General features: G+C 36.2%; 26 protein-coding genes. 8 read left to right on the top strand and 18 right to left on the bottom strand.

Translation table 11 applies throughout. From position 1 onward, the window contains the following. Positions 1 to 118 precede the first annotated feature (118 nt). On the top strand, positions 119 to 895 hold the full coding sequence (locus MHI47_RS14660) for an enoyl-CoA hydratase-related protein (protein WP_340763220.1): 777 nt from the start codon (positions 119 to 121) through the stop codon (positions 893 to 895). Between the two features lie 76 nt (positions 896 to 971). Here the strand turns inward: MHI47_RS14660 and MHI47_RS14665 are convergent, their stop codons facing one another. Beyond that, positions 972 to 1292 (bottom strand): DUF378 domain-containing protein, encoded by a 321-nt coding sequence (locus MHI47_RS14665; protein ID WP_093537638.1) that lies wholly within the window; start codon positions 1290 to 1292, stop codon positions 972 to 974. A 186-nt stretch (positions 1293 to 1478) separates the two neighbouring features. Between MHI47_RS14665 and MHI47_RS14670 the strand changes: the two genes are divergently transcribed. Then, positions 1479 to 2033, top strand: coding sequence for a GNAT family N-acetyltransferase (locus MHI47_RS14670; protein ID WP_340769917.1), 555 nt, complete (start codon positions 1479 to 1481; stop codon positions 2031 to 2033). A gap of 218 nt (positions 2034 to 2251) precedes the next feature. Here MHI47_RS14670 and MHI47_RS14675 read toward each other — a convergent pair whose 3' ends face one another. Continuing rightward, positions 2252 to 3133, bottom strand: coding sequence for a DMT family transporter (locus MHI47_RS14675; protein ID WP_340831311.1), 882 nt, complete (start codon positions 3131 to 3133; stop codon positions 2252 to 2254). Positions 3134 to 3237: 104 nt separating this feature from the next. Then, complete coding sequence (locus MHI47_RS14680) at positions 3238 to 4206, bottom strand: DMT family transporter (protein WP_340831312.1); 969 nt, start codon at positions 4204 to 4206, stop codon at positions 3238 to 3240. 132 nt (positions 4207 to 4338) lie between these two features. Between MHI47_RS14680 and MHI47_RS14685 the strand changes: the two genes are divergently transcribed. Then, the gene (locus tag MHI47_RS14685) at positions 4339 to 5217 is read left to right on the top strand and encodes a LysR family transcriptional regulator (RefSeq protein ID WP_340763227.1); all 879 of its coding nucleotides are present in this window, start codon (positions 4339 to 4341) and stop codon (positions 5215 to 5217) included. 82 nt (positions 5218 to 5299) lie between these two features. Here the strand turns inward: MHI47_RS14685 and MHI47_RS14690 are convergent, their stop codons facing one another. Further along, positions 5300 to 6139: a DUF2268 domain-containing protein gene (locus MHI47_RS14690; RefSeq protein ID WP_340831314.1), complete on the bottom strand. Its 840-nt coding sequence runs from the start codon at positions 6137 to 6139 to the stop codon at positions 5300 to 5302. 145 nt (positions 6140 to 6284) lie between these two features. On the opposite strand from MHI47_RS14690, the gene MHI47_RS14695 reads away from it, so the two are divergent. After that, positions 6285 to 6542 (top strand): hypothetical protein, encoded by a 258-nt coding sequence (locus tag MHI47_RS14695; RefSeq protein WP_340763229.1) that lies wholly within the window; start codon positions 6285 to 6287, stop codon positions 6540 to 6542. A gap of 156 nt (positions 6543 to 6698) precedes the next feature. Here the strand turns inward: MHI47_RS14695 and MHI47_RS14700 are convergent, their stop codons facing one another. From MHI47_RS14700 to MHI47_RS14725, 6 genes are all read right to left on the bottom strand, one after another. After that, positions 6699 to 7832, bottom strand: coding sequence for a bifunctional cystathionine gamma-lyase/homocysteine desulfhydrase (locus tag MHI47_RS14700; RefSeq protein ID WP_340831315.1), 1134 nt, complete (start codon positions 7830 to 7832; stop codon positions 6699 to 6701). Positions 7833 to 7834: 2 nt separating this feature from the next. Then, on the bottom strand, positions 7835 to 8764 hold the full coding sequence (locus MHI47_RS14705) for a PLP-dependent cysteine synthase family protein (RefSeq protein ID WP_340769926.1): 930 nt from the start codon (positions 8762 to 8764) through the stop codon (positions 7835 to 7837). Next, positions 8764 to 9234, bottom strand: coding sequence for an S-ribosylhomocysteine lyase (locus MHI47_RS14710; protein WP_340831316.1), 471 nt, complete (start codon positions 9232 to 9234; stop codon positions 8764 to 8766). The genes MHI47_RS14705 and MHI47_RS14710 overlap by 1 nt, the downstream gene beginning before the upstream one ends. A gap of 12 nt (positions 9235 to 9246) precedes the next feature. Continuing rightward, positions 9247 to 9885 (bottom strand): class I SAM-dependent DNA methyltransferase, encoded by a 639-nt coding sequence (locus MHI47_RS14715; protein ID WP_340831317.1) that lies wholly within the window; start codon positions 9883 to 9885, stop codon positions 9247 to 9249. A 135-nt stretch (positions 9886 to 10020) separates the two neighbouring features. Then, the gene (locus MHI47_RS14720; RefSeq protein ID WP_340831319.1) at positions 10021 to 11862 is read right to left on the bottom strand and encodes an SLC13 family permease; all 1842 of its coding nucleotides are present in this window, start codon (positions 11860 to 11862) and stop codon (positions 10021 to 10023) included. A 126-nt stretch (positions 11863 to 11988) separates the two neighbouring features. After that, a complete protein-coding gene (locus tag MHI47_RS14725) occupies positions 11989 to 12486 on the bottom strand; it encodes a GNAT family N-acetyltransferase (RefSeq protein ID WP_340769932.1) in 498 nt (165 codons plus the stop codon). A gap of 172 nt (positions 12487 to 12658) precedes the next feature. Here MHI47_RS14725 and MHI47_RS14730 point away from each other — a divergent pair, with 172 nt between their 5' ends. After that, on the top strand, positions 12659 to 13660 hold the full coding sequence (locus MHI47_RS14730; RefSeq protein WP_340831321.1) for a S66 family peptidase: 1002 nt from the start codon (positions 12659 to 12661) through the stop codon (positions 13658 to 13660). Beyond that, entirely contained in the window at positions 13648 to 14187 is a 540-nt protein-coding gene (locus MHI47_RS14735) for an HAD-IIIA family hydrolase (RefSeq protein ID WP_340831322.1), read from the top strand. Before MHI47_RS14730 ends, MHI47_RS14735 begins: the two co-directional genes overlap by 13 nt. A gap of 42 nt (positions 14188 to 14229) precedes the next feature. Here MHI47_RS14735 and MHI47_RS14740 read toward each other — a convergent pair whose 3' ends face one another. Both MHI47_RS14740 and MHI47_RS14745 read right to left on the bottom strand, forming a co-directional pair. Then, entirely contained in the window at positions 14230 to 14988 is a 759-nt protein-coding gene (locus tag MHI47_RS14740) for a hypothetical protein (RefSeq protein WP_340831323.1), read from the bottom strand. 78 nt (positions 14989 to 15066) lie between these two features. Next, the gene (locus MHI47_RS14745) at positions 15067 to 15594 is read right to left on the bottom strand and encodes a GNAT family N-acetyltransferase (protein ID WP_093537622.1); all 528 of its coding nucleotides are present in this window, start codon (positions 15592 to 15594) and stop codon (positions 15067 to 15069) included. Positions 15595 to 15730: 136 nt separating this feature from the next. Between MHI47_RS14745 and MHI47_RS14750 the strand changes: the two genes are divergently transcribed. Further along, the gene (locus tag MHI47_RS14750; RefSeq protein ID WP_093537621.1) at positions 15731 to 17086 is read left to right on the top strand and encodes an amino acid permease; all 1356 of its coding nucleotides are present in this window, start codon (positions 15731 to 15733) and stop codon (positions 17084 to 17086) included. A 63-nt stretch (positions 17087 to 17149) separates the two neighbouring features. On the opposite strand, the gene MHI47_RS14755 is transcribed toward MHI47_RS14750, so the two are convergent. Together MHI47_RS14755 and MHI47_RS14760 are read right to left on the bottom strand one after the other, a co-directional pair. Beyond that, complete coding sequence (locus MHI47_RS14755) at positions 17150 to 19126, bottom strand: S9 family peptidase (protein WP_340831325.1); 1977 nt, start codon at positions 19124 to 19126, stop codon at positions 17150 to 17152. Between the two features lie 138 nt (positions 19127 to 19264). After that, positions 19265 to 20812 carry a fatty acid--CoA ligase family protein gene (locus MHI47_RS14760; RefSeq protein ID WP_445678297.1) on the bottom strand — a complete coding sequence of 516 codons (1548 nt, stop codon included), beginning with the start codon at positions 20810 to 20812 and terminating at the stop codon, positions 19265 to 19267. A 212-nt stretch (positions 20813 to 21024) separates the two neighbouring features. On the opposite strand from MHI47_RS14760, the gene MHI47_RS14765 reads away from it, so the two are divergent. After that, complete coding sequence (locus MHI47_RS14765) at positions 21025 to 21294, top strand: hypothetical protein (protein WP_340831326.1); 270 nt, start codon at positions 21025 to 21027, stop codon at positions 21292 to 21294. A gap of 65 nt (positions 21295 to 21359) precedes the next feature. Here MHI47_RS14765 and MHI47_RS14770 read toward each other — a convergent pair whose 3' ends face one another. The 4 genes from MHI47_RS14770 to MHI47_RS14785 all read right to left on the bottom strand — a co-directional run bounded on the left by MHI47_RS14770 (position 21360) and on the right by MHI47_RS14785 (position 23548). After that, complete coding sequence (locus tag MHI47_RS14770; protein WP_340831327.1) at positions 21360 to 21593, bottom strand: hypothetical protein; 234 nt, start codon at positions 21591 to 21593, stop codon at positions 21360 to 21362. Positions 21594 to 21795: 202 nt separating this feature from the next. Continuing rightward, positions 21796 to 22278, bottom strand: a complete 483-nt coding sequence (locus MHI47_RS14775) for a GNAT family N-acetyltransferase (RefSeq protein WP_340831328.1) — start codon at positions 22276 to 22278, stop codon at positions 21796 to 21798. Between the two features lie 144 nt (positions 22279 to 22422). Beyond that, positions 22423 to 22908 (bottom strand): hypothetical protein, encoded by a 486-nt coding sequence (locus MHI47_RS14780; protein WP_340831329.1) that lies wholly within the window; start codon positions 22906 to 22908, stop codon positions 22423 to 22425. A 136-nt stretch (positions 22909 to 23044) separates the two neighbouring features. After that, positions 23045 to 23548 (bottom strand): ClbS/DfsB family four-helix bundle protein, encoded by a 504-nt coding sequence (locus tag MHI47_RS14785; protein WP_340831331.1) that lies wholly within the window; start codon positions 23546 to 23548, stop codon positions 23045 to 23047. Between the last annotated feature and the right edge of the window lie 104 nt (positions 23549 to 23652).

Raw genomic sequence — 23652 nt, forward strand, 5'->3', positions numbered from 1 at the left:
GTAGCAAATATTTCCAAGGAAATCGATGTATTTTCTAATTATTACCTGCGGATGACAGAAAACTTGGAACATGATATGTTTGGTAATGGGGAAGAACATCGAAAGGGGAGAAATAATAATGGAATCTATTCGTTATACACAACAGGGGAATATAGCATATGTCACGCTAAACAGACCAGACGCATTAAATGCATTTAACTATGAAATGCTACGTAAACTCGGAGATATTACAGAATCTATACGTATTAACCCTGATATTCGTGTTGTTATTTTCACGGGTGCAGGAGAAAAATCATTTAGTGTTGGTGCAGACTTAAAGGAAAGAAAAACATTAACTGATCAACAAGTTAAACGGAATATATATAAAATTGGCGAAGTATTTACAGCGATTGAAAACCTTCCTCAACCCACTATAGCTATGCTAAATGGCTATGCTTTTGGTGGCGGAACAGAATTGGCGCTTGCCTGTGATTTTAGAATTGCTTCAGATGATATTCTACTTGGCTTGACGGAGACAAGTTTAGCAATAATCCCAGGAGCTGGTGGAACTCAACGTCTGCCAAGACTTATAGGAGAATCTAAAGCATTAGAATTGATATTAACTGCTAGAAGACTAAAAGCAGATGAAGCGATGTCCTATGGATTAGTCACAAAGGTAACAACTCGAGAAGCTCTCCAAGAAGAAACAGAGGCATTTGCAAAACTAATGCTTGCAAATGGACCTATTGCTTTGCAGCAAGCTAAATTCGCTGTAAAACACGGGATGAATGTTGATCTACAAACTGGCTTAAGTATTGAAAGAAAAGCATATGAAATTACAATACCTACAGAAGATCGATTAGAAGCATTACAAGCCTTCGGAGAAAAAAGAAAGCCGGTTTTTAAGGGGAAATAAGTTTCCGCATCAATAAATGCTTATTAAAAAAGGATAGATAATCTGCTTGAAGGTGCAGTTATCTATCCTTTCTTAGTTATTTATTTTTCTCATTCTCTTTTGAAGCTGCTTCATTTATATCCGTGAATTCTGGTTCCTCCCCGAATTCAGTTCCATATTGAAGGTTTCGAGAACTTTGTCTGCTTGTTCCGAACTCTTCTTCCTCAGACGTTCTAAATAAAAGTGGAATGCAGATTAAGCCGCTTATTCCTACTAATGCATAGATCACTCTAGAAAAAGCTGCAGTTTGACCTCCAAAAATAGAAGCAACTAAATCGAATTCGAAAAAGCCGATCAATCCCCAGTTAATTGCACCAATTATAACGAGGGCTAAAGCAAGCCGATGTATAAATCCCACTGATTAACTCCTCCTTCATTAGTTCTACGAATGATAGCGACGATATGGGATAACATATCGAAAACAACTAAGATTCGTTCTTATCTTTTACCAGAAATAACGATTCATACATGAAGAGAAATTGAAATATTAAAATATGTGAAAGTGTTCGCTTAAACTAAACTGCAGAAAAGTTGAAGAAAGGAGATGTTTGTAATTAGAGGAAATCCAATAAAATTTAATATACGAAATTTGAGTTATGTAATAAGGTCAGCAAAAGAGGAGGATGCGAAAACTTTATCTCAAGTGAGGTTGCAGATAGATGGCGAAACAGAAAATATGGATAGAGAAATGGGCGAAGCATACATAGATGAAGCTAGTTTTAAACAACTAATCATTGAAGACACCAAAAGTCCTTATAATCTATTTTTAGTTTGCAAAGCAAACGGTAAGATTGTTGGCTTTTCAAGGTGTGAAGGAAGTCAGTTGAAAAGAATGTCTCATAAAGTTGCATTTGGCGTTTGTGTACTCAAGGATTTCTGGGGATACGGCATTGGTACAAACTTGTTAAATGAAACAATTAAGTTCGCTGATACAAACGAAATTAAGAAAATTACTTTGAACGTACTGGAAACTAATCAAAAAGCCATCATGCTTTATAAAAAATATGGTTTTGAAGAAGAAGGGGTATTGAAGAAGGATAAGCTACTATCAGATGGGAATTATTATAATACCATAATCATGGGAAGATTTAATGAGTAAAGACAGACGCTTTTAACAACCAACGCATCCTTAGTGGAACAATAATAAGCACCTCTTAATGCAGCAGGAACCCGAGTATGATGCATCTCTCATGTATGCATACGTCTTCCATACAGTGTGGTCGCTGGAGTCAAAATCATACTATCTTGTGAATCGATTGTAAAACTACATACCTTCACAAAAAGCTCCAGCGAGATTTTATACCACAAACTGTAAAATCAGCCGACTGTTTTCATTTTATCCTTTTTCAAAAATCTCATTTTTGTTTCGGAAATTAGAATAGCTAACAAAATAAGAAATGCTCCAATAATCATTCTTCCTGTCATGATTTCACTCAAAATGATAATGGAAAAGACCATGCCCCAAAACGATTCAGTAGCTAATATAATGGCTGCCTTAGTTTCTGTAATATATTTTTGAGCCACTGTTTGCATGAGAAAAGCAATCGTTGTAGAAAAAATTCCTAAGTATAACAGATTCAGCACACCTTCAGATTCGACGGAAAAACTCGTTTCTCCTCTAAATAGTATGACGATACAACCAATAACTGATGCAGTAACCATTTGCACAATCGTAAGCACAACAGGATCTTCCGTCTTAACAAACTTAGCCGTGTAAAAAATATGAAAAGCAAATCCTACCGCACAACCTAAGGTCAATACATCTCCCATATTGATGTCCGAAGATAATTTTAAAGATAGGACAGCAATACCAACAACAGCGAGAATAGCACCAGTTAGTTCGTACATATCTATTTTTCTTTTATATAAAAGAAAACCTATAAATGGAACGATAACAACATTCACGGCTGTTAAAAAAGCGTTTTTGGATGGTGTTGTAAATTGGAGTCCCACTGTTTGAAGAGCAAAAGCAATATATAAAAATAGCCCTAATAGCGCTCCTTTAATAAGCGTATTTTTGTTTAGCTTATTAAACTTTTTGAAAAATATAAGACTTAATATAACCGCTCCGATTAAAAACCTGCCAGCTAAAATCTGATACGGCGTATAATGTTCCAAAGCTACTGCACTTGCTACAAATCCACTACCCCAAATAATAGCGGTAAGTACTAATAATAATTCTCCCATATATTTAAACATTATTCCCACCAACCTTATTATACTAAAACTAGTATAGCGTAAATATTCACAAAAAAAGCGCCTTCTTCTACAATATTTTCATTGTAGTGAAAGTCGCTTTATAACTAGGAAATACTCTCTTGTAAACTTTGCTTTACTTGTTGACTCGTCTCTTTCTTTTGAATTAAACGGACAAAAATATTATTAGCAAGAAGAGCCAGAATGATAAAACCAACTCCTATAATTTCAAAGGAAGAGATATGGTTACCTTGAACACTTGAAATAACAAGTGTCGTAACAGGAACAAAGTTAATAAACAACAAAGCATTTAAAGGCGAAAGAATACTAACACCAATATTCCATCCAACTAAAGCAATAACTCCAGGAAAGACAATCATAAATAGCAGATGTGGACTAACTGTTTGAATAGTACCAAATGTCGGCACAGAGACGTATCCTACCATCGTTGCTATTGCTACAATGACAACTGCAGAAATCGTACCTAGTAAACAGCTTAATGTCGAATAACGAAGCACAGACCAGCCTCTAAACTTGTCTCCACCCATTGTATAAATAACCCAGCCAATAACCGCGATGAAAATCAATATAGATGGAATTATATTATTGGTAGCAGTCAAAAAGGAAGTGATATCACCTTTAGTAATAACAAGTATTGCTCCCACAAAAGAAACCACCACACATAAAATTGTAAATAAATAAGGACGGCGTCTATAAAATAGCCAAACGATTATAATTGAAATCATGGGCATTAACGATTCCATAATAGAAGCAACCATAACACCTGGTTCTCCTAGTAAGTCTTCACCCCAGAAAATAAGTAAGTTATAGACAGTAAAAGCCATTGTCCCAAAAAACCATAATAACCTTCCCTTTCCCTCCAATCGAAACGCCTTTGGTCCTTCCTTCCATAGTAAAAGTAAAACTAAAATTATGGAGACTGCTCCGTAGCGGAAAATAGTAAAGTAAAATGGATCAATATAAGTAAAAGCATGATGCGCTACCGGAAACATTGCTCCCCATGACACACTTGCGATAAAACATAATAAGGCACCTAAAAAAATATTATTTTTCATAAAATTTATTCTCCTTCTCGTATTCCCTTATCTATTAAACGTCATGATTACCTATCATGTAAAATGATTATTTTTGATGTTATGTATCATTTATTGTGATATCATGTAATTTTACAAAGGAGTGAATGCAAGGTGGAGTTAAAAGACTTAGAAATATTTCAACTTGTTGCTCAAAAAGGAACAGTTACAGCAGTCGCAAAAGAACTGAGTTATGTTCAATCCAACATTACAGCACGTATTAAAAAATTAGAAGTAGAGCTAAATACACCATTATTTAACCGCCATAATAGAGGGATGAATTTAACACCTGAAGGAAAAAAGCTATTAGTATATTGCGAGCAAATTTTATCATTAACCAACGAAATGAAAAAGGTAGTGCAAAATAAAGAACACCCATCGGGAAAATTAGAAATTGGAACAGTCGAAACTGTTATAAAACTACCAACTATTTTATCTGCATTTACTAAAAAGTATAAAGAGGTAGACCTTTCTCTCTTCTCAGGTGTCACAGAAAAACTGCAGGAGGAAGTATTGAATCATCGATTAGACGGAGCTTTTGTTACAGAAACTACTCCTCATCCAGAGCTTGTCTCCCATGATGTTTTTCAAGAAGAACTAGTATTAATATCAAATATAAATACTACAACTCTAGAGCAACTGAAAAATGAACCCTTTTTGTGTTTTAGCAAAGGCTGTGGATACAGAGCTAGATTAGAAGCTTGGTATAAAGATGAAAATATAGTTCCTAAAAAAGTAATGGAGTTTGGAACGTTAGAAACGATTTTAAGCAGTGTTGTCGCTGGCTTAGGCATCACTTTTATCCCAAGGTCAGCAGTGTCCCATTTAGAAGCCCGCGGACTGATCCACTGTCATTTATTGCCTACGAAATACAGTGAAATTAAAACCGTATTTATCAGACGTTCCAATACGTATTTAACAACTACAGTTGAAAGATTTATTGAAACTATCGATTTGAGTAATGGTGAATCCTCTGAGTTGCTACAATATTAGATAAAAAATCAATTCCTTCCCCAAAAAGCGTCATCTCTTGAAAGTCAGAGATGACGCTTTTTGTATAGGAAAGTATTCCAGTTTATATAGCAAAATCAGAGCCTGCTATAATTTCATCAGATGACTTAAGCAGCAATTCCTTCATAACAAAAGGCCCACGTTTTTTATTGTACGTATACACAATTTGATAGCCAATATGATAGCCAATCCACTTCGGAAACGGCGTCTTATTTTGACCAAATAAGTATAGCTGGTGATTTTTAATACCCTTTATGTGCAAGCCAGGTACAAAATGCCTTTCCCACACTTCTTTCGCCTCTTCCAAACGATACATATTCGTCCAAGGAGCTATCCACTTTTTTCCGTACAACTGTTTTACCGCAAACTCGCCTAGCCCCTCAATGATCACTGAATCTGCTAAGGAGATGGCTGCTGGCGGAGAACTTAAAAATTTCAATCTACATACATGATTATACTCATGGGCTACTAATGCTTTAATCTCTTCTTTGTTAAGCTCAGGAGAGACGAAAAGAAAAAGTACATTTCGATAAGCGATCCCGTTTTTACGGGGAAAATCCTTTCTCCACTGTGCACTTTCTTTTTTTATCGGATAAATATAAATAGAAACCTTGGGACCTCCCCATAATTCTCGCAAATATTTATATTCTTGTTTCACAATATCCCAAACATGATTGAGTTCTAATTTTCGCACGGTTTTCTTTAAAGACTTCCATTCAGTCGGTTCAAATAAACCGTTTTTTAAAAGTTCGTATTGTATGACCTCCGAATTTACCTCTGGGAAAAACTTCATAACTGAATCGCATATAATCTCTCGCTGTAAAGTCTCAACCCCTCTCCCATGCTGTTCTTCGCATTTTTCAGCAAATGTAAAGAGTAAATTTCTCGTTTCTTTGACCGACATGAACCCTCTCCTTTTTGTCTTATAGCATATGTTTTTAATTTATTTTAGTTACCGTGTATAGACAAGTGTCTCTAGCAAGTCCACAGGACCAACATAAACTAACAGAACATACTTGTATGTAGTTTTAGGGAGAGGAGGACTATAGATGAATCAAAATGATATGTATAATCTCTGTTGTAGCTATCAGGGAAAACGAGTAAGAATTGTAGATAACCAAGGGCGAGTACATCGTGGAGAGGTTACAAGAGTTAATAGAAATATGGTATGGCTTCGTCCTGATGAAAATCTTGGTGGTTACGGACTTGGATTTTTCGGCTTTGGAGGATACGGATCGGACTTTGGCTACGGTATTGCACTAGGTGCGATTACAGGCATCGTACTAGCTTCCGCATTTTTCTGGTAATAATGAAGAGAGGTTACAGCCTCTCTTTCTTAAATATATTGAAATTCCAACTAAAGTGTCTATTATTCCAACTAAACCTGTTCATATTCCAACTAAATGATATATAGCAACAAAAAAGCACACCCCCTCTGTCAAAGGGATATGCTTAATCCAACATTATGCGAGTGCTTGTGTTAAATCCTCTAATAAGTCTTCCACATCTTCAATTCCTACTGAAATTCGGACAAGCCCATCTGTAATACCAAGCTCAGCGCGACGCTCACTTGGGATGGATGCATGAGTCATTCGCGCAGGAACTGAGATTAAACTCTCCACCGCACCTAAACTCTCTGCAAGTGTAAAGTAGCGAAGCTTCGCTAAAAGCTCATCTGCTTTCTCCCCACTTCCAACATCGAAGGAAATCATTCCGCCAAATCCTGTAGACTGTTTCTTCATCAAGTTATGTCCTGGATGAGTAGCTAGACCAGGATAAAAAACGTTAGAAACAGCTTCATGATTATTTAGGAACTCTGCAATTCGTTGAGCATTTACATTATGCTCTTCCATCCGAATACCCAGTGTTTTAATACCACGCATAAGCAACCAAGAATCCTGCGGCCCAAGAACTGCTCCTACAGAGTTTTGAACAAAGTGTAAGTCGGTTGCTAGCTGATCCGAGTTTACAACAACAAGACCTGCCACAACATCACTATGTCCACCCAAATATTTAGTCGCACTATGCACGACAATGTCCGCACCAAGTGATATCGGTTGTTGGAAATATGGCGTCATGAACGTATTATCTACAATAGTTAGTAATCCTTTTTCTTTCGCAAACTTGGAAATTGCTTCAATATCGGTAATTTTCAACAATGGATTTGTAGGGGTTTCTAAGAAAATTGCTTTTGTATTTTCTTGGATAGCCGCTTCTACATTCGATAAATTTCCAGTATCTACGAATGTCGCTTCAATGCCAAAGCGATTCAATACTTTAGAAATTACACGGAAAGTTCCACCGTATACATCATCCGTTAAAATAACATGGTCACCTTTACTAAAAAGCATCATAACAGAGCTTGTTGCTGCCATTCCAGATGCGAAAGCAAACCCTGCAACTCCGCCTTCTAGCTCGCTGATTAATACTTCCAAAGCATGACGTGTAGGATTACCAGTACGTGAATATTCATAGCCTTTGAATTTGCCTACTGCCTCTTGTTTATACGTACTTACTTGATAAATAGGCGTCGATACTGCTCCAGTTGCCTCGTCCCCAACAATTCCTGCATGTATTAACTTCGTTTTAGCGCGCATCCTTATTCCTCCTTGAAAAGTTCATAAACGTTCTGGCTTAAATATCGTTCGCTCGAATCTGGGAAAATCGTTACAATATGACTTCCCTCTTTCGCTATCTCTGCTTCCTTCAATGCAGCTTGAAAAGCAGCTCCAGATGAGCTTCCGACTAGTAAGCCTTCTTTTTTTGAAAGTGCTCGTAATTGTTGAAATGCATCCTCATCTGTAACAGTATGGATTGCATTAAAATAGGAAGTATCCATGAAGTCCGGTAGAAACTCCATACCGATACCTTCTGTCACATGAGAACCAGATTCACCACCATTTAATATGGATCCGACCGGTTCTACAATAACTGTTTTAATCGATTCTTTTTGTTTTTTCAAATAGATTGAAGTACCCATAAATGTTCCACCTGATCCTGCACCTGCAACAAAGACATCAATTTCACCATCTAAATCTCGCCATAATTCAGGTCCGATTGTCTTTGTGTACGTAGCTGGATTTGCAGGGTTAGAAAATTGAGAAGGAGAGAAAGCATTTGGTGTTGTAGCCACTAGTTCTACAGCTTTTTTAATCGCTCCCTGCATGCCTAAAGCTGTATCTGTGTTTACTATCTCCGCCCCTAATGCACGCATTAACGTTTGCTTTTCAACACTAAATTTTTGTGGAACAACAAAAATAACTTTATATCCTTTACCAATTGCAGCTAAAGCAACTCCTATACCAGTATTACCTGCAGTAGGTTCAATAATGGTACCGCCTGGTAGAAGTTTCCCAGACCTCTCAGCATCTTCAATCAAAGACAAGCCTAGTCGATCCTTTACACTGCCACCAGGATTAAAATATTCAAGCTTTGCGAAAATACGGCAATTATTAGGAATAGGAATATGTTTTATCTCTACTACGGGTGTGTTGCCTATTAAATCTTGTACACTACTAAAAATGTTCATTATGCTTCCTCTTTATAAATTTGACGCCATTCCTCTTTTTTAGCTAGCATGTCAGAAGCTATTTCTTTCGCACCTTCCAAACTATGACTTGCAGCCCAACCACATTGGACTTCATTGCAAGCTGGAACCTCTGTTGCTTGTAAAACATCTTGTAATGTTTTTTCTAAGATTTCCAGAATTTCCTCAAAGTTATCATGATTGATAACAGATAGGTAGAAACCAGTTTGACAGCCCATAGGACTCAAATCCACTACTTGATCAGTATGATTGCGAATATTTTCTGCCATTAAATGCTCTAAAGAGTGTAGACCAGGCATTTCCATATGCTCTTTATTTGGCTGTTTAAAACGGATGTCATATTTTAATATTACATCGCCACTGTTCCCTACTTTTGTACCTGCAAGGCGTACAAATGGTGCCGCTACTTTTGTGTGATCTAAGTTAAAGCTTTCTACATTCATTTTTTTCATCGTTATCGCTCCTTATTTTTTGGTTGCATCCATTAACCAAACATAATCATTCATTTTCACGAATTCTACTTGAAAACCTGCTTCTGTGAACAATTCTTTTAGTTTAGGAATCGTTGTATAATATTCTCGTTCCAGATCTTCTACTACATTTAAAAATCCACGATTTCTTTCCTTAGCAATTTGTGCTTGTTTGGCTTCCTCTGTAAGAAAAACAGTATCTGCAAAAACGACCTTTCCATTTTTCGAAAGTAGGTTAGCATATTTTTTCATTGCTATTCCTTTTTCATCATCCGTTAAGTGATGAAACACATAAGTGCTTACAAATGCATCTATATTTTCATTTTGTACATTAAATTCAAGTAAATCTCCATCAACTAAGTTAATAGAAGGAAAACGTTTAGCGGTTACTTCAAGCATCTTAGTATTAGGTTCGATACCAATAACTGAAAAACCTGCTTCTAATAACTTGGCAGTTAAATTCCCAGTTCCTGTTCCAAATTCAATAATAGTACCAGAAACACGTTTAGCTACCTCACTTAAAATAGTTTCATAGCCTTCGAATACATCTCGATACTCCGGATCTTTACCCGAAACGGAAGCATCATAAGAGTCTGCCCAATAATCAAAAATATCGACAAATTCTCTGCCCATTTTTTAACCCCTTTTTGAATCATATTATTCCTACTTGCATACTTTGTTTTAGGCTTAACAATATTAGTTATATCATATTCCAACAAATTGTCAAACAAAAAAAGAGCATCTCTTTGGAAGAGAAACTCTTTAAAATTACAATGGGAAAAATATTGGAATTGCAATCATCATAATGATGAACATAATTATTTGTAAAGGTATTCCTGCCTTGATAAAGTCAAAAAATTTATATCCTCCTGCTGTCATTACTAATGCATTAGTAGGAGACGCTACAGGAGTCGCAAAAGCCATACTTGAAGATACAGCTATAGCGATTAAAAATGTATACGGATTTGCATCTAAACTAATGGCTGCAGTCATTGCTATTGGGGCAAACAAAACGGCAGTCGCAGTATTACTAATAAATTGACCAAATACCATCGTCACAAAGTAAATACCAGCTAACACTCCCATTGCACCGAACCCACCAAGAAGATTAACTATCCCTTCAGAAAGAATTACCATACCACCTGTTTTTTCAAGAGCAGTTGCCATTGGAAGCATGGCGGCGATTAAAATAATACTTTCCCAGTTCATTTTGCCATACGCATCATCCATATTACGAAGACACCCAGTCATGACCATTAAAGTAGCGGCTAAAAGAACAGAAATGACTGCAGGAAACACTTCCAAAACCATTAACCCAATCATTAATAGCATAATTGCTCCAGCAATTGGCGCTTTCCCACTAGCAGCAGCCATACTTGCATGCTCTTTAGGCTGCCCAATAATCACAACATCTTTTACAGCTCTAGACAAAAGCTCAATCTCTTCCCAAGCACCTTGGACCAACAACGCATCCCCGAAACGCAATCGTACATCCGCCATTTCGGTTAATACATATTCTCCTTTGCGATTAATGCCTAGTATATTTAAGTTATATTTTTCTCGGAAACTAATACTTCCAACCGTTTCGTTTATCAAATTGGAATGTGGAGTTAATAGTACCTCTGCTATGCCCAATTGTTTAGAAACGAGTTCCTCTGCATTCGTTTCTTCATCAACCTCTAAGTGAAAATCTCTCACAAATTGCAAAGTATTTTCTAGTGGACCTTGAACATATAAAATATCCTTGCCTTCAATCACACTCATAGGACCAGCCATTTCCTGATAACGGATAGGTAGGATATTCATGCCTTCCATCGACTTACGGTCAATTTTCAAAATAGCAAGATGATATTTTGCAGGAAGCTTTAACTCCGCGAGTTGTTTTCCAATAATCGAAGAATCCTCTACCACTCGAATACGATGCAAGTTACCACCTAACTCATAATCTGCTGCCAGTTGCTGTGGAGATAATTTATGCCCTTCTCCGGCATTATTTTTTCTTTTATCATTCGGCAACACATATTTTCGAGCAACAAGAAAATATAAGATACCAGTAGTGATTCCAATAATTCCAAGTGGGGTAATTTCAAAAAAACCTAGTTTTTCAAATCCATTATCTACAAGGACCTGGCTGACAATCAGATTGGCCGGTGTGGCAATTAGTGTCATTAGCCCTGACAAGCTACTAATATAAGATAGGGGGATTAAATACTTTGACGGGCTGCTATTAATACTGATGGCAATGCTAATTACAATCGGTAGCATTAAAGCAACTACCCCCGTATTACTCATAAATGAGCCAACACTGCCTGTAATAATAAGTAATAAAACGAATAATTTCCTCTCGCTTTTCCCCGACCACTTCAACAATAAATTCCCAGCAGACTGTGCCAGACCTGTCCGAACAATTCCAGCTCCCACAACAAATAGCCCTGCAATCATAATAACGACAGAATTAGAAAACCCTGCAAGTGCCTCCGTAGGCTCTAACACACCTGAAATAACAAAAGCTAAAAGTGCAAGAATCGCAACGAGGTCTGCACGCACTCGATTGCTTATAAACAAAACGATACTGATCGCTAAAACAACAAATGTAATAGTTAATTGCATAATAGAGCGAATCCTTTCTTACATAATTCTACCCTCATTATATAAGAAGCCCATGTAAAGTTCCTAACCAAAGCTATAAGTGAAAACGTATTCTTTTGGAAAGGTCACAAGATATACAAAAATGATTCAAACCGTTTCTTTTTTGTAAATTGCATTAATAGCGTCCCAATCAAGGGGTCTGGTCATACTAACTTCGCTTTTCTCCGCAGACTTAAAACCGAATTGTTCGTACAGGGTATGAGCATCTCTTGTCGCCAAATGAAAATTAGTGCCTTTCAATTTCGGGTTTTCAGTAATAATTGTCATTAGCCATTTACTAAGTCCCTTCCCTCTATACTCGGGAAGTACGAAAACATCGCCCAACCAAGAATATCTGACAAGATCTGATACAACACGAGCAAAGCCTATTTGTTTTGGATTACCTTTAGTTGGATCTCCTTCATAAATCCCATAGCAAAGAATAGAATTCTCAATCGATGCTTCAACTAATTCTCTTGAAGTACCTTCTAACCAATAGGATTCTTGACTAAGAAATTTATAGATAACATCCTTATCCAATAAATTTTTATCCGTACTTATATAAAATTCTTCTTTACTAATAAATTCAATTTCTTCTTTATACATAAATCTATCTCCTCTCTACTATGTATTACTCATTTAATATAAGTAGTTCCAATTATATAATATTTAAGTTATGTTAAATAGAGAATATTCAACTTATTATTTTAACTTCATCGTCATATCTTTATTAATTTTATTCTCTCATTACGATTTATTGAAAGGAATGATTCTCCCTATGAAAGGTTTAAATAGGTTACAAAAAGGCGACAAAATTGGAATTTATTCACCTTCAGCACCGATTACGCATTCTTCTCCCCAACGCTTTGAAAGAGCTAGAACTTTTTTAGAAGCAAAGGGATTTGAAATTATAGAGGGAAATTTAACTGGGAAACAAGACTTTTACCGCTCTGGAAATATTCAAGAACGTGCTCAGGAGTTAAACGAGCTTATTCGTAATCCTGAGATCCGCTGTATTATGTCTACCATTGGTGCGACAAACTCTAACGCTATTTTGCCATATATTGATTATGAAGCTTTTAAAAGAAACCCTAAGATCATGATTGGCTACTCCGATGCTACCGCAATTTTACTCGCAATTTATGCTCAAACTGGAATACCAACATTTTATGGCCCAGCATTAGTGCCGTCATTTGGAGAGTTTGAACCCTACGTAAATTATACATATGATTATTTCAAGGATATTTTAATAAACGAGCAACAAATTCCTTTCAATATTCCACTCCCCCCTTATTGGACAGATGAGCCACTCAATTGGGAATTTAAAACCTGTGACAAACAACTAAGACCGAATGAATGGACTTGCGTAAATGAGGGAACCGCTGAAGGTAGATTAATAGGTGGGAATTTGAATGCTATGTATGGTATTTGGGGAAGCCCGTTTATGCCTTTAATAAAAGATGGAGATATTTTGTTAATAGAAGACACGATGAAATCTGCAGCTGTTGTGGAAAAAAACTTCAACCTATTAAAGTTAAATGGTGTATTTGATAGAGTTTCCGGAATTATATTAGGAAAACATGAATTATTTGATGATCAAGGAACCGGGAGAATGCCGGCTGATATTTTAGTAGAAATTATGGGAGTTCCAACAATTCCAATTCTTGCTGACTTCGACTGCTGCCATACCCACCCGATGTTAACAATGCCTATTGGACGACGAATTAAAATGAATTCTGGTGAAAGAGAGATTGCACTAATGGAGCAATGGATAAATTGATAAGGAACTTAGAAGCAGTTTTTATAGATCGTGATGGGACAATTGGTGGCACAGGTCATTTTATACATCCAAATGACTTTGTTCCTTATGAGTTTAGTAGAACAGCGATTCAGTTACTACAATCCCAAGGAATTAAAATATTTGGATTCACCAACCAACATCGAGTGAGTCGAGGAGAGGCATCCATAGTGGAATTTCAAAAAGAATTTCTGTCCTATGGTTTTGATGATGGGTTCATTTGTCCACATAGCCTTCTCGATTCCTGTGTATGTCGTAAGCCAAAGCCTGGCATGTTACTTGAGGCTGCTAGCAAATACAATCTCAATCTTAAAAATTGTGTAGTTATTGGGGATGTTGGTGGTACAGACATCCTAGCCGCTCAAGCTGTTGGAGCGCTGAAAATATTAGTGCTTACTGGTTGGGGCAAAGGCTCGTTATCACAGTATCGAGTCGAATGGAAAGACATAGAACCGGATTATACTGCCGAGAATTTACTGGAAGCAGTCAAATGGATATTAAATCAATAGAAAATGCTGCCTGGAGCAAACCCTTGCAGCATTTTGTCATTTTTAAGTCATTTGATCAATATACTTCTCCAAAATTGGTTCTAAGTATTCCTCTTTTAAAGAAAGATCATTTTGTATAAAGGAATGCACACTTTCTTTATCTAACGCGACTAAGAGGAACTCAGCAAATTCTGGTTGTTCACCTTTTCCTATTATACTCATATTGTGTTTTTCTAATATAACTTGTAATTCATTCGATGTAAAATTCACATTTAGCTCGAAAACAACAGCCCAAAAATCATTTAATCCCCCGCGCTTAACAAACATTGGTCTAAAAGATTTTGTATAGGAGGGGTTAATTGATAAACCCATTTCTTCCATCAATTCTTTTTCGATACTTTTCTCCAAATTAAATAACTCACCTTTTAAATCCGACTCGTCTAAACCTCCACCTGTAAATTGTAAACGACCTGGTGTGGAAGTATGTTTGTTCATTTTCCCAAATGCAATGTAATTGTCTTTTGTAATAACAGCCACACAAGTAAAAATAACTTTGCATGGAAATACTTTTTCTTCATGACGAATCGTATATAAATAATGCTTGTAGTCTGTTTTTGCTACAGTAATTTGAAGGTCCTCTGAATTTCTACAAATTTTTTGAATGGTAAAGACTTCTCCATTACGAAAATGTGGATTTATCTTTAATTGTTCATTCCAGAAGTGTTCATGTTTTTCCCTCATTTGTTCTGGTAATTCGTATGGCGTTGAATCATATTTAACTGTAACTATAGACGGCGTTTCTTCAATCACTATTGGCTCCATTCACTATCTCCAATCTTTCAATTGTAGGTACTTCTGCATCCCAATGTTTCTTCAGCTGCTTTAATTGCAAAAATGGAGTCATTCTAGCTCTTCCCATTCTTCTCTTAATAACCCCATTCGAATTGAGTCATAATATACACCGTTAAAGAATCGACATTTTCGAAGTCTTGCTTCCATTGTCATTCCTAACTTTTCACCGACTTTAATCATCCGTTCATTGCCTGACCAGGTTGTATAGCCAACACGAACAAGTGGTAGTTCTTTAAATAAATGATTAATCCACATTCGGAGTGCCTCTGTACCTATTCCCCCACTCCAAAATTGGGGTTCATAAATGACAATCCCCATTTCGAGCCAAAGGGATTCTTCATGCTCCCAGTAGTAACAGAGCGAGCCGACTAATTCTCCATCTACATAAATCCCCCACATATCTTCTTGGTTGGCTAGTTGATCTTTCTTTTCTAAAAATTGTTCTAAAGTTGAAGGAATATGGGGATAATAAGGTGCATCCCATTTTTTCCATTCGGGAGCACTTTCCTTTGCACTTAATTCCCACAGTCGAACAAGCTCTTTTTCGATAATAGGACGAATCGATACAACTTTCATCTTTTAACTCCAATCTATCATGCTTTGTATTCATAATTTTATCACAATATCAGTATGATAGACTGTTCCCAATACGTATATTATTGTGATAGAGTTTTATCTTGCAGAGTATTAAATTTATAAGGAGTGACATAGCTTGGGTGGAAATCAGCAGTTACAGCGAGGATTAGAACAGCGACATATCACCTTGATGTCATTAGGAGCAGCAATCGGAGTTGGTCTATTTTTAGGTTCAGCTACAGCCATACAGCTGGCAGGACCTGCTATTCTGATTTCCTATATTGTCGGAGGAATAGCCATTTTCATTATTATGCGTGCACTGGGTGAAATGGCCGTACATAATCCAGTTTCAGGTTCATTTAGTCGGTATGCAAAGGATTATCTTGGCCCACTTGCAGGATACATAACTGGATGGAATTATTGGTTTTTATGGGTAGTTACTTGTATGGCAGAGATTACTGCTGTAGGAGTATATATGAAAATGTGGTATCCAGACACAGCCCCTTGGATTTGGGCATTAGCGGCATTAGTTATTATGACATTGGTTAACTTAATTGCTGTAAAAGCTTATGGGGAATTTGAGTTCTGGTTTGCACTTATTAAAATTATTGCCATATTAGCGATGATTTTTGTTGGGCTAGGTGTCATTCTCTTTGGTCTTGGTAATGGCGGAGTTGCAGTCGGCATAAGTAATTTATGGTCGAACGGCGGATTTGCGCCAAATGGAGTTACTGGCATATTTATGTCCTTACAGATGGTCATGTTTGCTTATTTGGGTGTCGAAATGATTGGTGTAACTGCAGGGGAAGCCAAAAACCCAAAAACGGTTATTCCAAAAGCAATCGACACGGTGTTTTGGCGTATTTTGCTTTTCTATGTCGGCGCATTATTTGTAATCATGTCCATTTATCCATGGAATGAAATAGGAGCCAATGGAAGTCCTTTCGTTTTAATGTTCGAGAAAATTGGAATTGGTCCAGCAGCAGGTATTATAAACTTTGTTGTGCTTACAGCAGCATTATCTAGTTGTAATAGTGGTATTTTCAGCACAGGACGTATGTTATTTAATTTGGCTGAGCAGAAACAAGCTCCTAATTCATTCGCTAGCATTAGTAGAACGGGAGTACCTTCCAAGGCTATTATCTTTTCTGCCTTCTTGTTATTAGTCGGCGTTGTATTAAACTACTTAGTTCCTGAAAAAGTATTCATTTGGGTAACGAGTATTTCGACTTTCGGAGCCGTATGGACATGGGGAATTATATTATTATCCCAATTGAAATTCCGCAAAACACTTACAAAAGGGGAAGTATCAAGGCTTTCCTATAAAGCTTTGTTCTACCCAGTAGGTTCTTATTTAGCATTAGCTTTCTTAGTATTGGTTCTTGGCCTCATGGCTTATTTCCCCGATACACGTATTGCCTTAATCGTAGGTCCTATATGGATAATAGGGTTAGTCTTTGTCTATTACAAAAAAGGATTTCACAAAAGATAATAAGTTTCCGATTCAACAAAACCCCTTCATTTCAATATCGAAATGAAGGGGTTTTCTCTATTTTCAAAGATATTTTGCAAACCAGCTTGTGATTTGGTCTAGTCGTGTTTGTCTTAGATTTGGGAACCCTACTCGAGATAAATTATGATCAGATTGCGGGAAACGAACGAAACTTGTCTCTTTCCCCATAGCTTTTAGCGTAATATATAGCTGTTGTCCTTGTTCGATAGGACAGCGATAGTCATTTTCACTATGCAAGATCAATAAAGGTGTCTCTACATTAGCTGCATATTTAAGCGGAGAAGCATCCCATAGTTTATCGATATCTGTCATATCAGTGCCAATTTGCCATGGAGTAAAGTAGTATCCAATATCAGAAACTCCATAAAAACTAATCCAATTAGAAATCGAACGCTGCGTAACAGCTGCTTTAAAACGATTTGTATGACCGACGATCCAGTTAGTCATAAATCCACCATAGCTCCCACCAGTTACACCTAAACGGTTTTCATCAACCCAGTTGTTTTCCTTCAACACATAGTCTACTCCAGCCATGATATCTTCATAGTCGCCACCACCGTAGTCCCCACGAACCGCGTCGACGAAATGTTGACTATATGAGTGACTTCCACGTGGATTTACATATAATACTCCATACCCTTGGGCTGCTAATAGTTGAAGCTCATGGAAAAACGTATTTGCATACATCGTATGAGGTCCACCGTGAATTTCCACAACAAGGGGATACTTCTGTCCTTCTTGATAGCCCGCTGGCTTCATAAGCCAACCATGTACATCCCAATCGTTAAGACCCTTATACACAATGGCTTCTGGTTCGACAAGCTCTACCTCGTTTATCAAATCTTCGTTAAAGTTAGTGATTGTAATTCTTTCACCAGTCGCCAAATTTAGTTTAAATAATTCCCCGGGAAATATTGTATTACTTATTGTCGCTAGAGCATAAGTTCCATTTCTAGCGATATCGTATCCATATACATGCTCGTTTTCTGGAGATGCTGGATAAATTTCTCCATCCAAAGATGCAAAATACAGACGGACGTCTCCCATTGTGGATAACTGGAAATATAGGTGATTCTGGTTAGTCCAAACAACATCAGGTGCATTTGCTCCTTGTTGAATATCCGCCCCTGCATAGTCACCTACTGGCGCGTCTATCCCTTCTGTTAGTATTTGGAGTTTTCCAGTACTCACTTCATATACATATACTTCTGCATGCGTTGCATTTTTAAATGTGTGAAGCATTCCACCAAAAGCAATATATTGGTCATCCGAAGAAAATGTAGCTCCTCCAAAGTGTCCGTCTTCTTCAATGATTACTGATTCCTTCTTCGTTTCTATATCTATTAATAACATAGGTTCATGGAATGAAAAATCTTGATTTTCATCACGATTAACACCCATTACTAGTTTTTTTCCATCATGAGAAATTGCTTGTAGACTATGATTAAATGTACCTTCGGTGAAGGCTTTAATTTCCCCAGATGCTATAACAATAGAACCTATTTGTCGGTAAGCATCTTTTGGTAATAATCCTACACCATCATTATGGTACTTCATATTATCTACCACGTAAGCTTCTGGTAGTTTGTCTTCTTTCTCTTCAGCTTCGTCTGTCCAACTTCTCCCATCTTTTAGAGATGCAGAGAACCAAATCTTTTTACTACAAGGAGACCATATAAAGCTCGAAACACCCTTTTCAAAATTCGTCAGCTGTTTTGCTTCTCCACCTTTAGCCGACATTATGTAAATTTGGTTTTTATCGTCACGATTCGATATAAATGCTAATTGTTTACCATCTGCAGACCATTTCGGAGAGGATACTTTTTCTTTTGCATGAGTCCATTGTGTTACCTCATTCGTTTCGATCTTCACATGATATAAGTAAGCATAGTACTTGTTATCCTTTTTGTGCATTTCCGTACGGATGAAAACTGCCTCATTCCCGTCCGGTGAAATTACTGGATTGGTGATTGATTGTATTTTAAATAAATCAGTAGCTTCTAATTTTCGTTTTGCCATTATTAATATCTCCCTCTATTTAAATTTCTCTCCCTATTTATTTCGACAACCGAAATCTTTTTCCTTCTATTTTCTTTGAAAAGTTTATATAAAAAAAAGCTCCTCATAGATACATAGGAGCTTAAACAAATTTATCTCTTAAACTGTTTGTGGTTTTAAAGAACGACGTAATATTTTTCCCGTTGTGTTCTTCGGAAGTTCTTCTAAGAATTCAATCTTCTTCGGTACTTTATATTTTGCTAGTTTTTCTAAACAATATGCTTCCAGTTGTTGCGCTGTTAATGTAGGATCTTTTTTTACAACAAATGCAAGCACTTCTTCTCCAAAGTTTGGATCAGGGATTCCGACAACCGCTGCCTCAACAATACCTGGATGTGCAAACAAAACTTCCTCCACTTCACGAGGATAGACATTATACCCACCTACGATAATCATATCCTTTTTGCGATCTACGATAAAGAAATAACCTTCCTCATCTTGTCTAGCCAGATCCCCAGTATATAACCACCCATCGCGAATGGCACTTTCTGTTTCTTCCGGCATTTTGTAGTAACCTTTCATCACGTTAGGTCCACGAACGATTAACTCTCCTACCTCACCTACTGAAACTTCTTCCCCTAGCTCATTGACGATTTTGTTCTCCACATTTATGATATTTGTTCCGATTGAACCAGGCTTGCGATCACGGTCAATTGGGTTAAAGCATGTAACTGGCGATGCCTCTGACAATCCATACCCTTCAGAAATACGAACATTGAACTTGTCCTCAAAGTTATGCAACAGGGCTACAGGTAAAGAAGATCCTCCTGATATTGCTAAACGTATACTTGAAAAATCTTCTACATTTCCTTCAGGGAATTGATACAAGAAATTATACATCGTTGGAACACCTGCAAATACAGTAGCTTGTTGCTCTTTTGCAATTTTAAACACTTCTTGTGGGCTAAATCTTGGAATTAATAGTAGCGTTGCACCCATTAATAATGGAGCATTCACAACAACTGTTAAAGCGAACACATGAAATACAGGTAACGTTGTAATTACGCGATCCTCTGTATTAATCTTTAAGTATTCTGCAACATCTCGAGCATTGGAGTAAATGTTGTTATATGTTAACATTGCCCCCTTTGGATGACCAGTTGTTCCGGAAGTATATAAGATTACAGCTATATCATCTGGATTAGTTTCCACAGCTGACGTACCCATAGCAGCTGAAGAAATCATTACTGAAAACGGTTTCACTTTTGTCTTCAAGCTTTCAGGCAATGCTGCTAGTTTTTGAACCGTGTCTGGTTGTGTTTCACAAATAATATAATTTTCAACCGAAGTGAAAACTCCAGCAGCTTTCTCTACTAAAGGTAATAATGCATCAAGAGCAATAATTACTTTAGCATCGCTGTTTTTTACAATATAACTGATTTCATCTGGCGAATAAATTGGGTTTATCGGAACAGCGGTAGCACCTATTCGCATAGTAGCATATAAAGAAATTAAAAAGTGTGGTGAGTTGCCTAGTAAAAAACCTATATTATCCCCTTTTTCTACACCAATTGACTTTAATGCCCCTGCAAATAACTCCACTGATTGTTCAAATGCTGCGTATGTAGTATCTTTCCCCATAAAGTTATAAGCAATCTTCTCTGGATGCTCACTGGCAATCTGTTGAACACGTGAAACTAAACTCATATTCTCATCCCCCATCTTTTTGAATGAATCACCATTCATTATCCCATATTCATTATATAAGAAAAGTTTTGACAATTCAACAAAAACTAGACCTTCGAATTCTAGAGGCTAGTTGAAACTTGTGAAAAGGAAGGCTACTTTTGTAGAAGAAGGAATAATTAAGAACATGCAGAATATATAGCTTATAAGGGTGCATGAAAGGAGTAATTTATTTGAAATCTAATATTTCTCTCGTTGCATTTTTAACTTCATTATTCTTAATAACTGGTTGTACGCCTAGTAATTCCTTAAAAACCAATGAAACAAAAAAGGAAGATGTAATCAGTAAAGTAGATGAGAAAATATTAAAGATTGCGGACTCGGAAGAACAGTTTTCTTATTTAACTGACTTGTCGGAAGGAGAATTAAAGTCCTATAAACAATTTACGGAAGAATATGATACAAAATATGTTGGGGTGGTGACATTCCACTCCTCTCTTTAACCAAGATGAACTCAAGTACAAACCTTCACAATATTTATAAAATAGTAATACACCTGTTGAGTTTGTTACTCTTTTTCCTTATTTAACAGTATATATAGCAATACACATATTACTGCAATGATTGAAGTGATAATAGAATATCTAATAATTTGAAAGAAAAACTCTGGATAAGGCGTTACAACAAATGAAGTCATCCCCTCAAAATCCGTTGTTCTTACTTCTCTTTTCATAAAGACTACGAATAAGAAGAAAGATAAAACCAATGAATATATCCCTGTTTTCACTAAGATTTTCTCCATTTAAAATCCCCCCTAAAATGTAACGTTCTTAGCTCAATAGAGGAATCTGAACAAAAACATTTGAGTTATTGTTTATTTTCATTTTACCATATTCATCCTAATCTACTTTATTCCACTAAACTGCTGCATTAGTTCAATTAGAAAAAAGCTTTACTCCTTCTTGAAGTAAAGTCCCGTTAGCTTAATAAGAACTGCTGTTCAACTACTTATAATTCGTCTTTTTAACCATCGTCATAAATTCTGCAAAATCCGTGCTAAATTCGTCTTTCTTAACAAAACCAAGCTTTTCATATAAATGGATTGCTCTTAGATTGAACTTTGCCACAGTTAATCGAATTGGAGTACCTTTATAGTTTTTTTCAATATAACGAAGAATAATAGAGCAAAATTCAAAACCGTTACCTTTGCCCACAGAATTAGGGTTCATACCTAGTCCCATATCAATTGAGTCATCTGAATAAACACCACTTTTTTTCCCAACAGGAACTTGGGCATTCTCTCCAGTGCAAAAAAAGCCAAATATTTCTTTGTTATCATTAACAAGTGCAAAGTATGAACCATCAAGTCTTTCCTTCATATCTTCATCAGTTAATTCACTATTGTAGAAATCATATGGTTTTTCATATTCCCAGATAAGTATATCTTTTACTATTTCTTCATTCATATTTTCTATAAATAATTTCATATTCTACACCCCTTCGCATATATCAATTCGATAATCTTGAAGGATAATCCTTCTTCAACTAAACTGCCGCTTTAGTTCAATAAGAAAAAAGGCTTTACTCCTTCTTGAAGTAAAGCACCCGTTAGTTGAACAAGAGTGTAGTAGCTATTTCAACTTTTTCATCGAAACCGATTTATCTGGGAAGTGTAACAGTATATTTCCTCCTGATGAAAAAACGACTTCAAATGATAATGTTGATTCGTTAATTGGTAATAATTCTTCATACAACCAGTCATCTATTTCACGATTGTAAATAGGTTTATCATTATCATAATTCAAGTGTTGAAATTGAAAGAAAGAGACATTTTCAAAACTCAATATCCAAACATCGTCACTGGAAACAGTGAAGTGAATGTTTGAGTGAAGGAGACTTTTATGTTCAATTTCCATTTTTATAAGTCTATAATCGTGAAACCCCCAAGAGTTAAAACGATTAAAAATATCTTGAGGCAATCTATCAGATAATGTATTGAATACCTCTTTGTATTTTTTTGCATTTTCCATCCATTGATTATCTAATTTATCCAATTCCTCATCATTCGTGCCATCCATATTTTGAGCTAAATGCAATTCATATAATAAATACTTCATTTTTAAAGCCCCTTTCTTTTCAGTGTTTTTTCAACTAAACTGCGGCTTTAGTTCAATAAGAAAAAAGCTTACTCCTTCTAGAAGTAAAGCACCCGTTAGTTTAAGTGAAATGTTTCACAAACTTGTCCTTTTTCTTTTATATAGACTTTGCAATTACTTCACATTTTTTTATAGCCCAAATATAATGATTGGAAGTGTTTGCTGCAAAATAGCTGTATAAATTACTTGTTTTTGTCCACTTATAATATTTTTTTGTGACCATTTCTTCGTTGGTATGTAATCTTATTAAATCCATTACTCTTTCATGGCTTAACTTCAATTTTTTTATTGCTTGATTTAATTTTACATCCTGATAGTTTTCCCAAATTTGCATATTAAGTAACTTGATAGTGCTCCATTTATAACCAGGTGCTGGCATAAAAGGAATATCTCCATCCATACCTTCTCTATACCATCTCTCAAGCATTACATGCCATTCATACAGATGCATTAATACATCACGAAAATTCTTATCTCTGTCTTGAGTTTCAATAGAAATGCCTCTTTTTCTGCTAGGTACTGACTCAATTATTTCAAGTAATGATTTTAAATTTTTGTCGCTATTCAGTAATAGAATTTCTTTTTCACTTTTTGCCACCATAATAATTCACTCCTTTTTTATGTATGTTCGTGTAATAAATTTCAATAATTAGAGGTAAAGCTTGTAACTAACCTGCCGCTTTAGTTTAAGAAGAAAAAGGCTTT

It is taken from the genome of Psychrobacillus sp. FSL H8-0487, assembly GCF_038008385.1.
Classification (GTDB): Bacteria; Bacillota; Bacilli; order Bacillales_A; family Planococcaceae; genus Psychrobacillus; species Psychrobacillus psychrotolerans.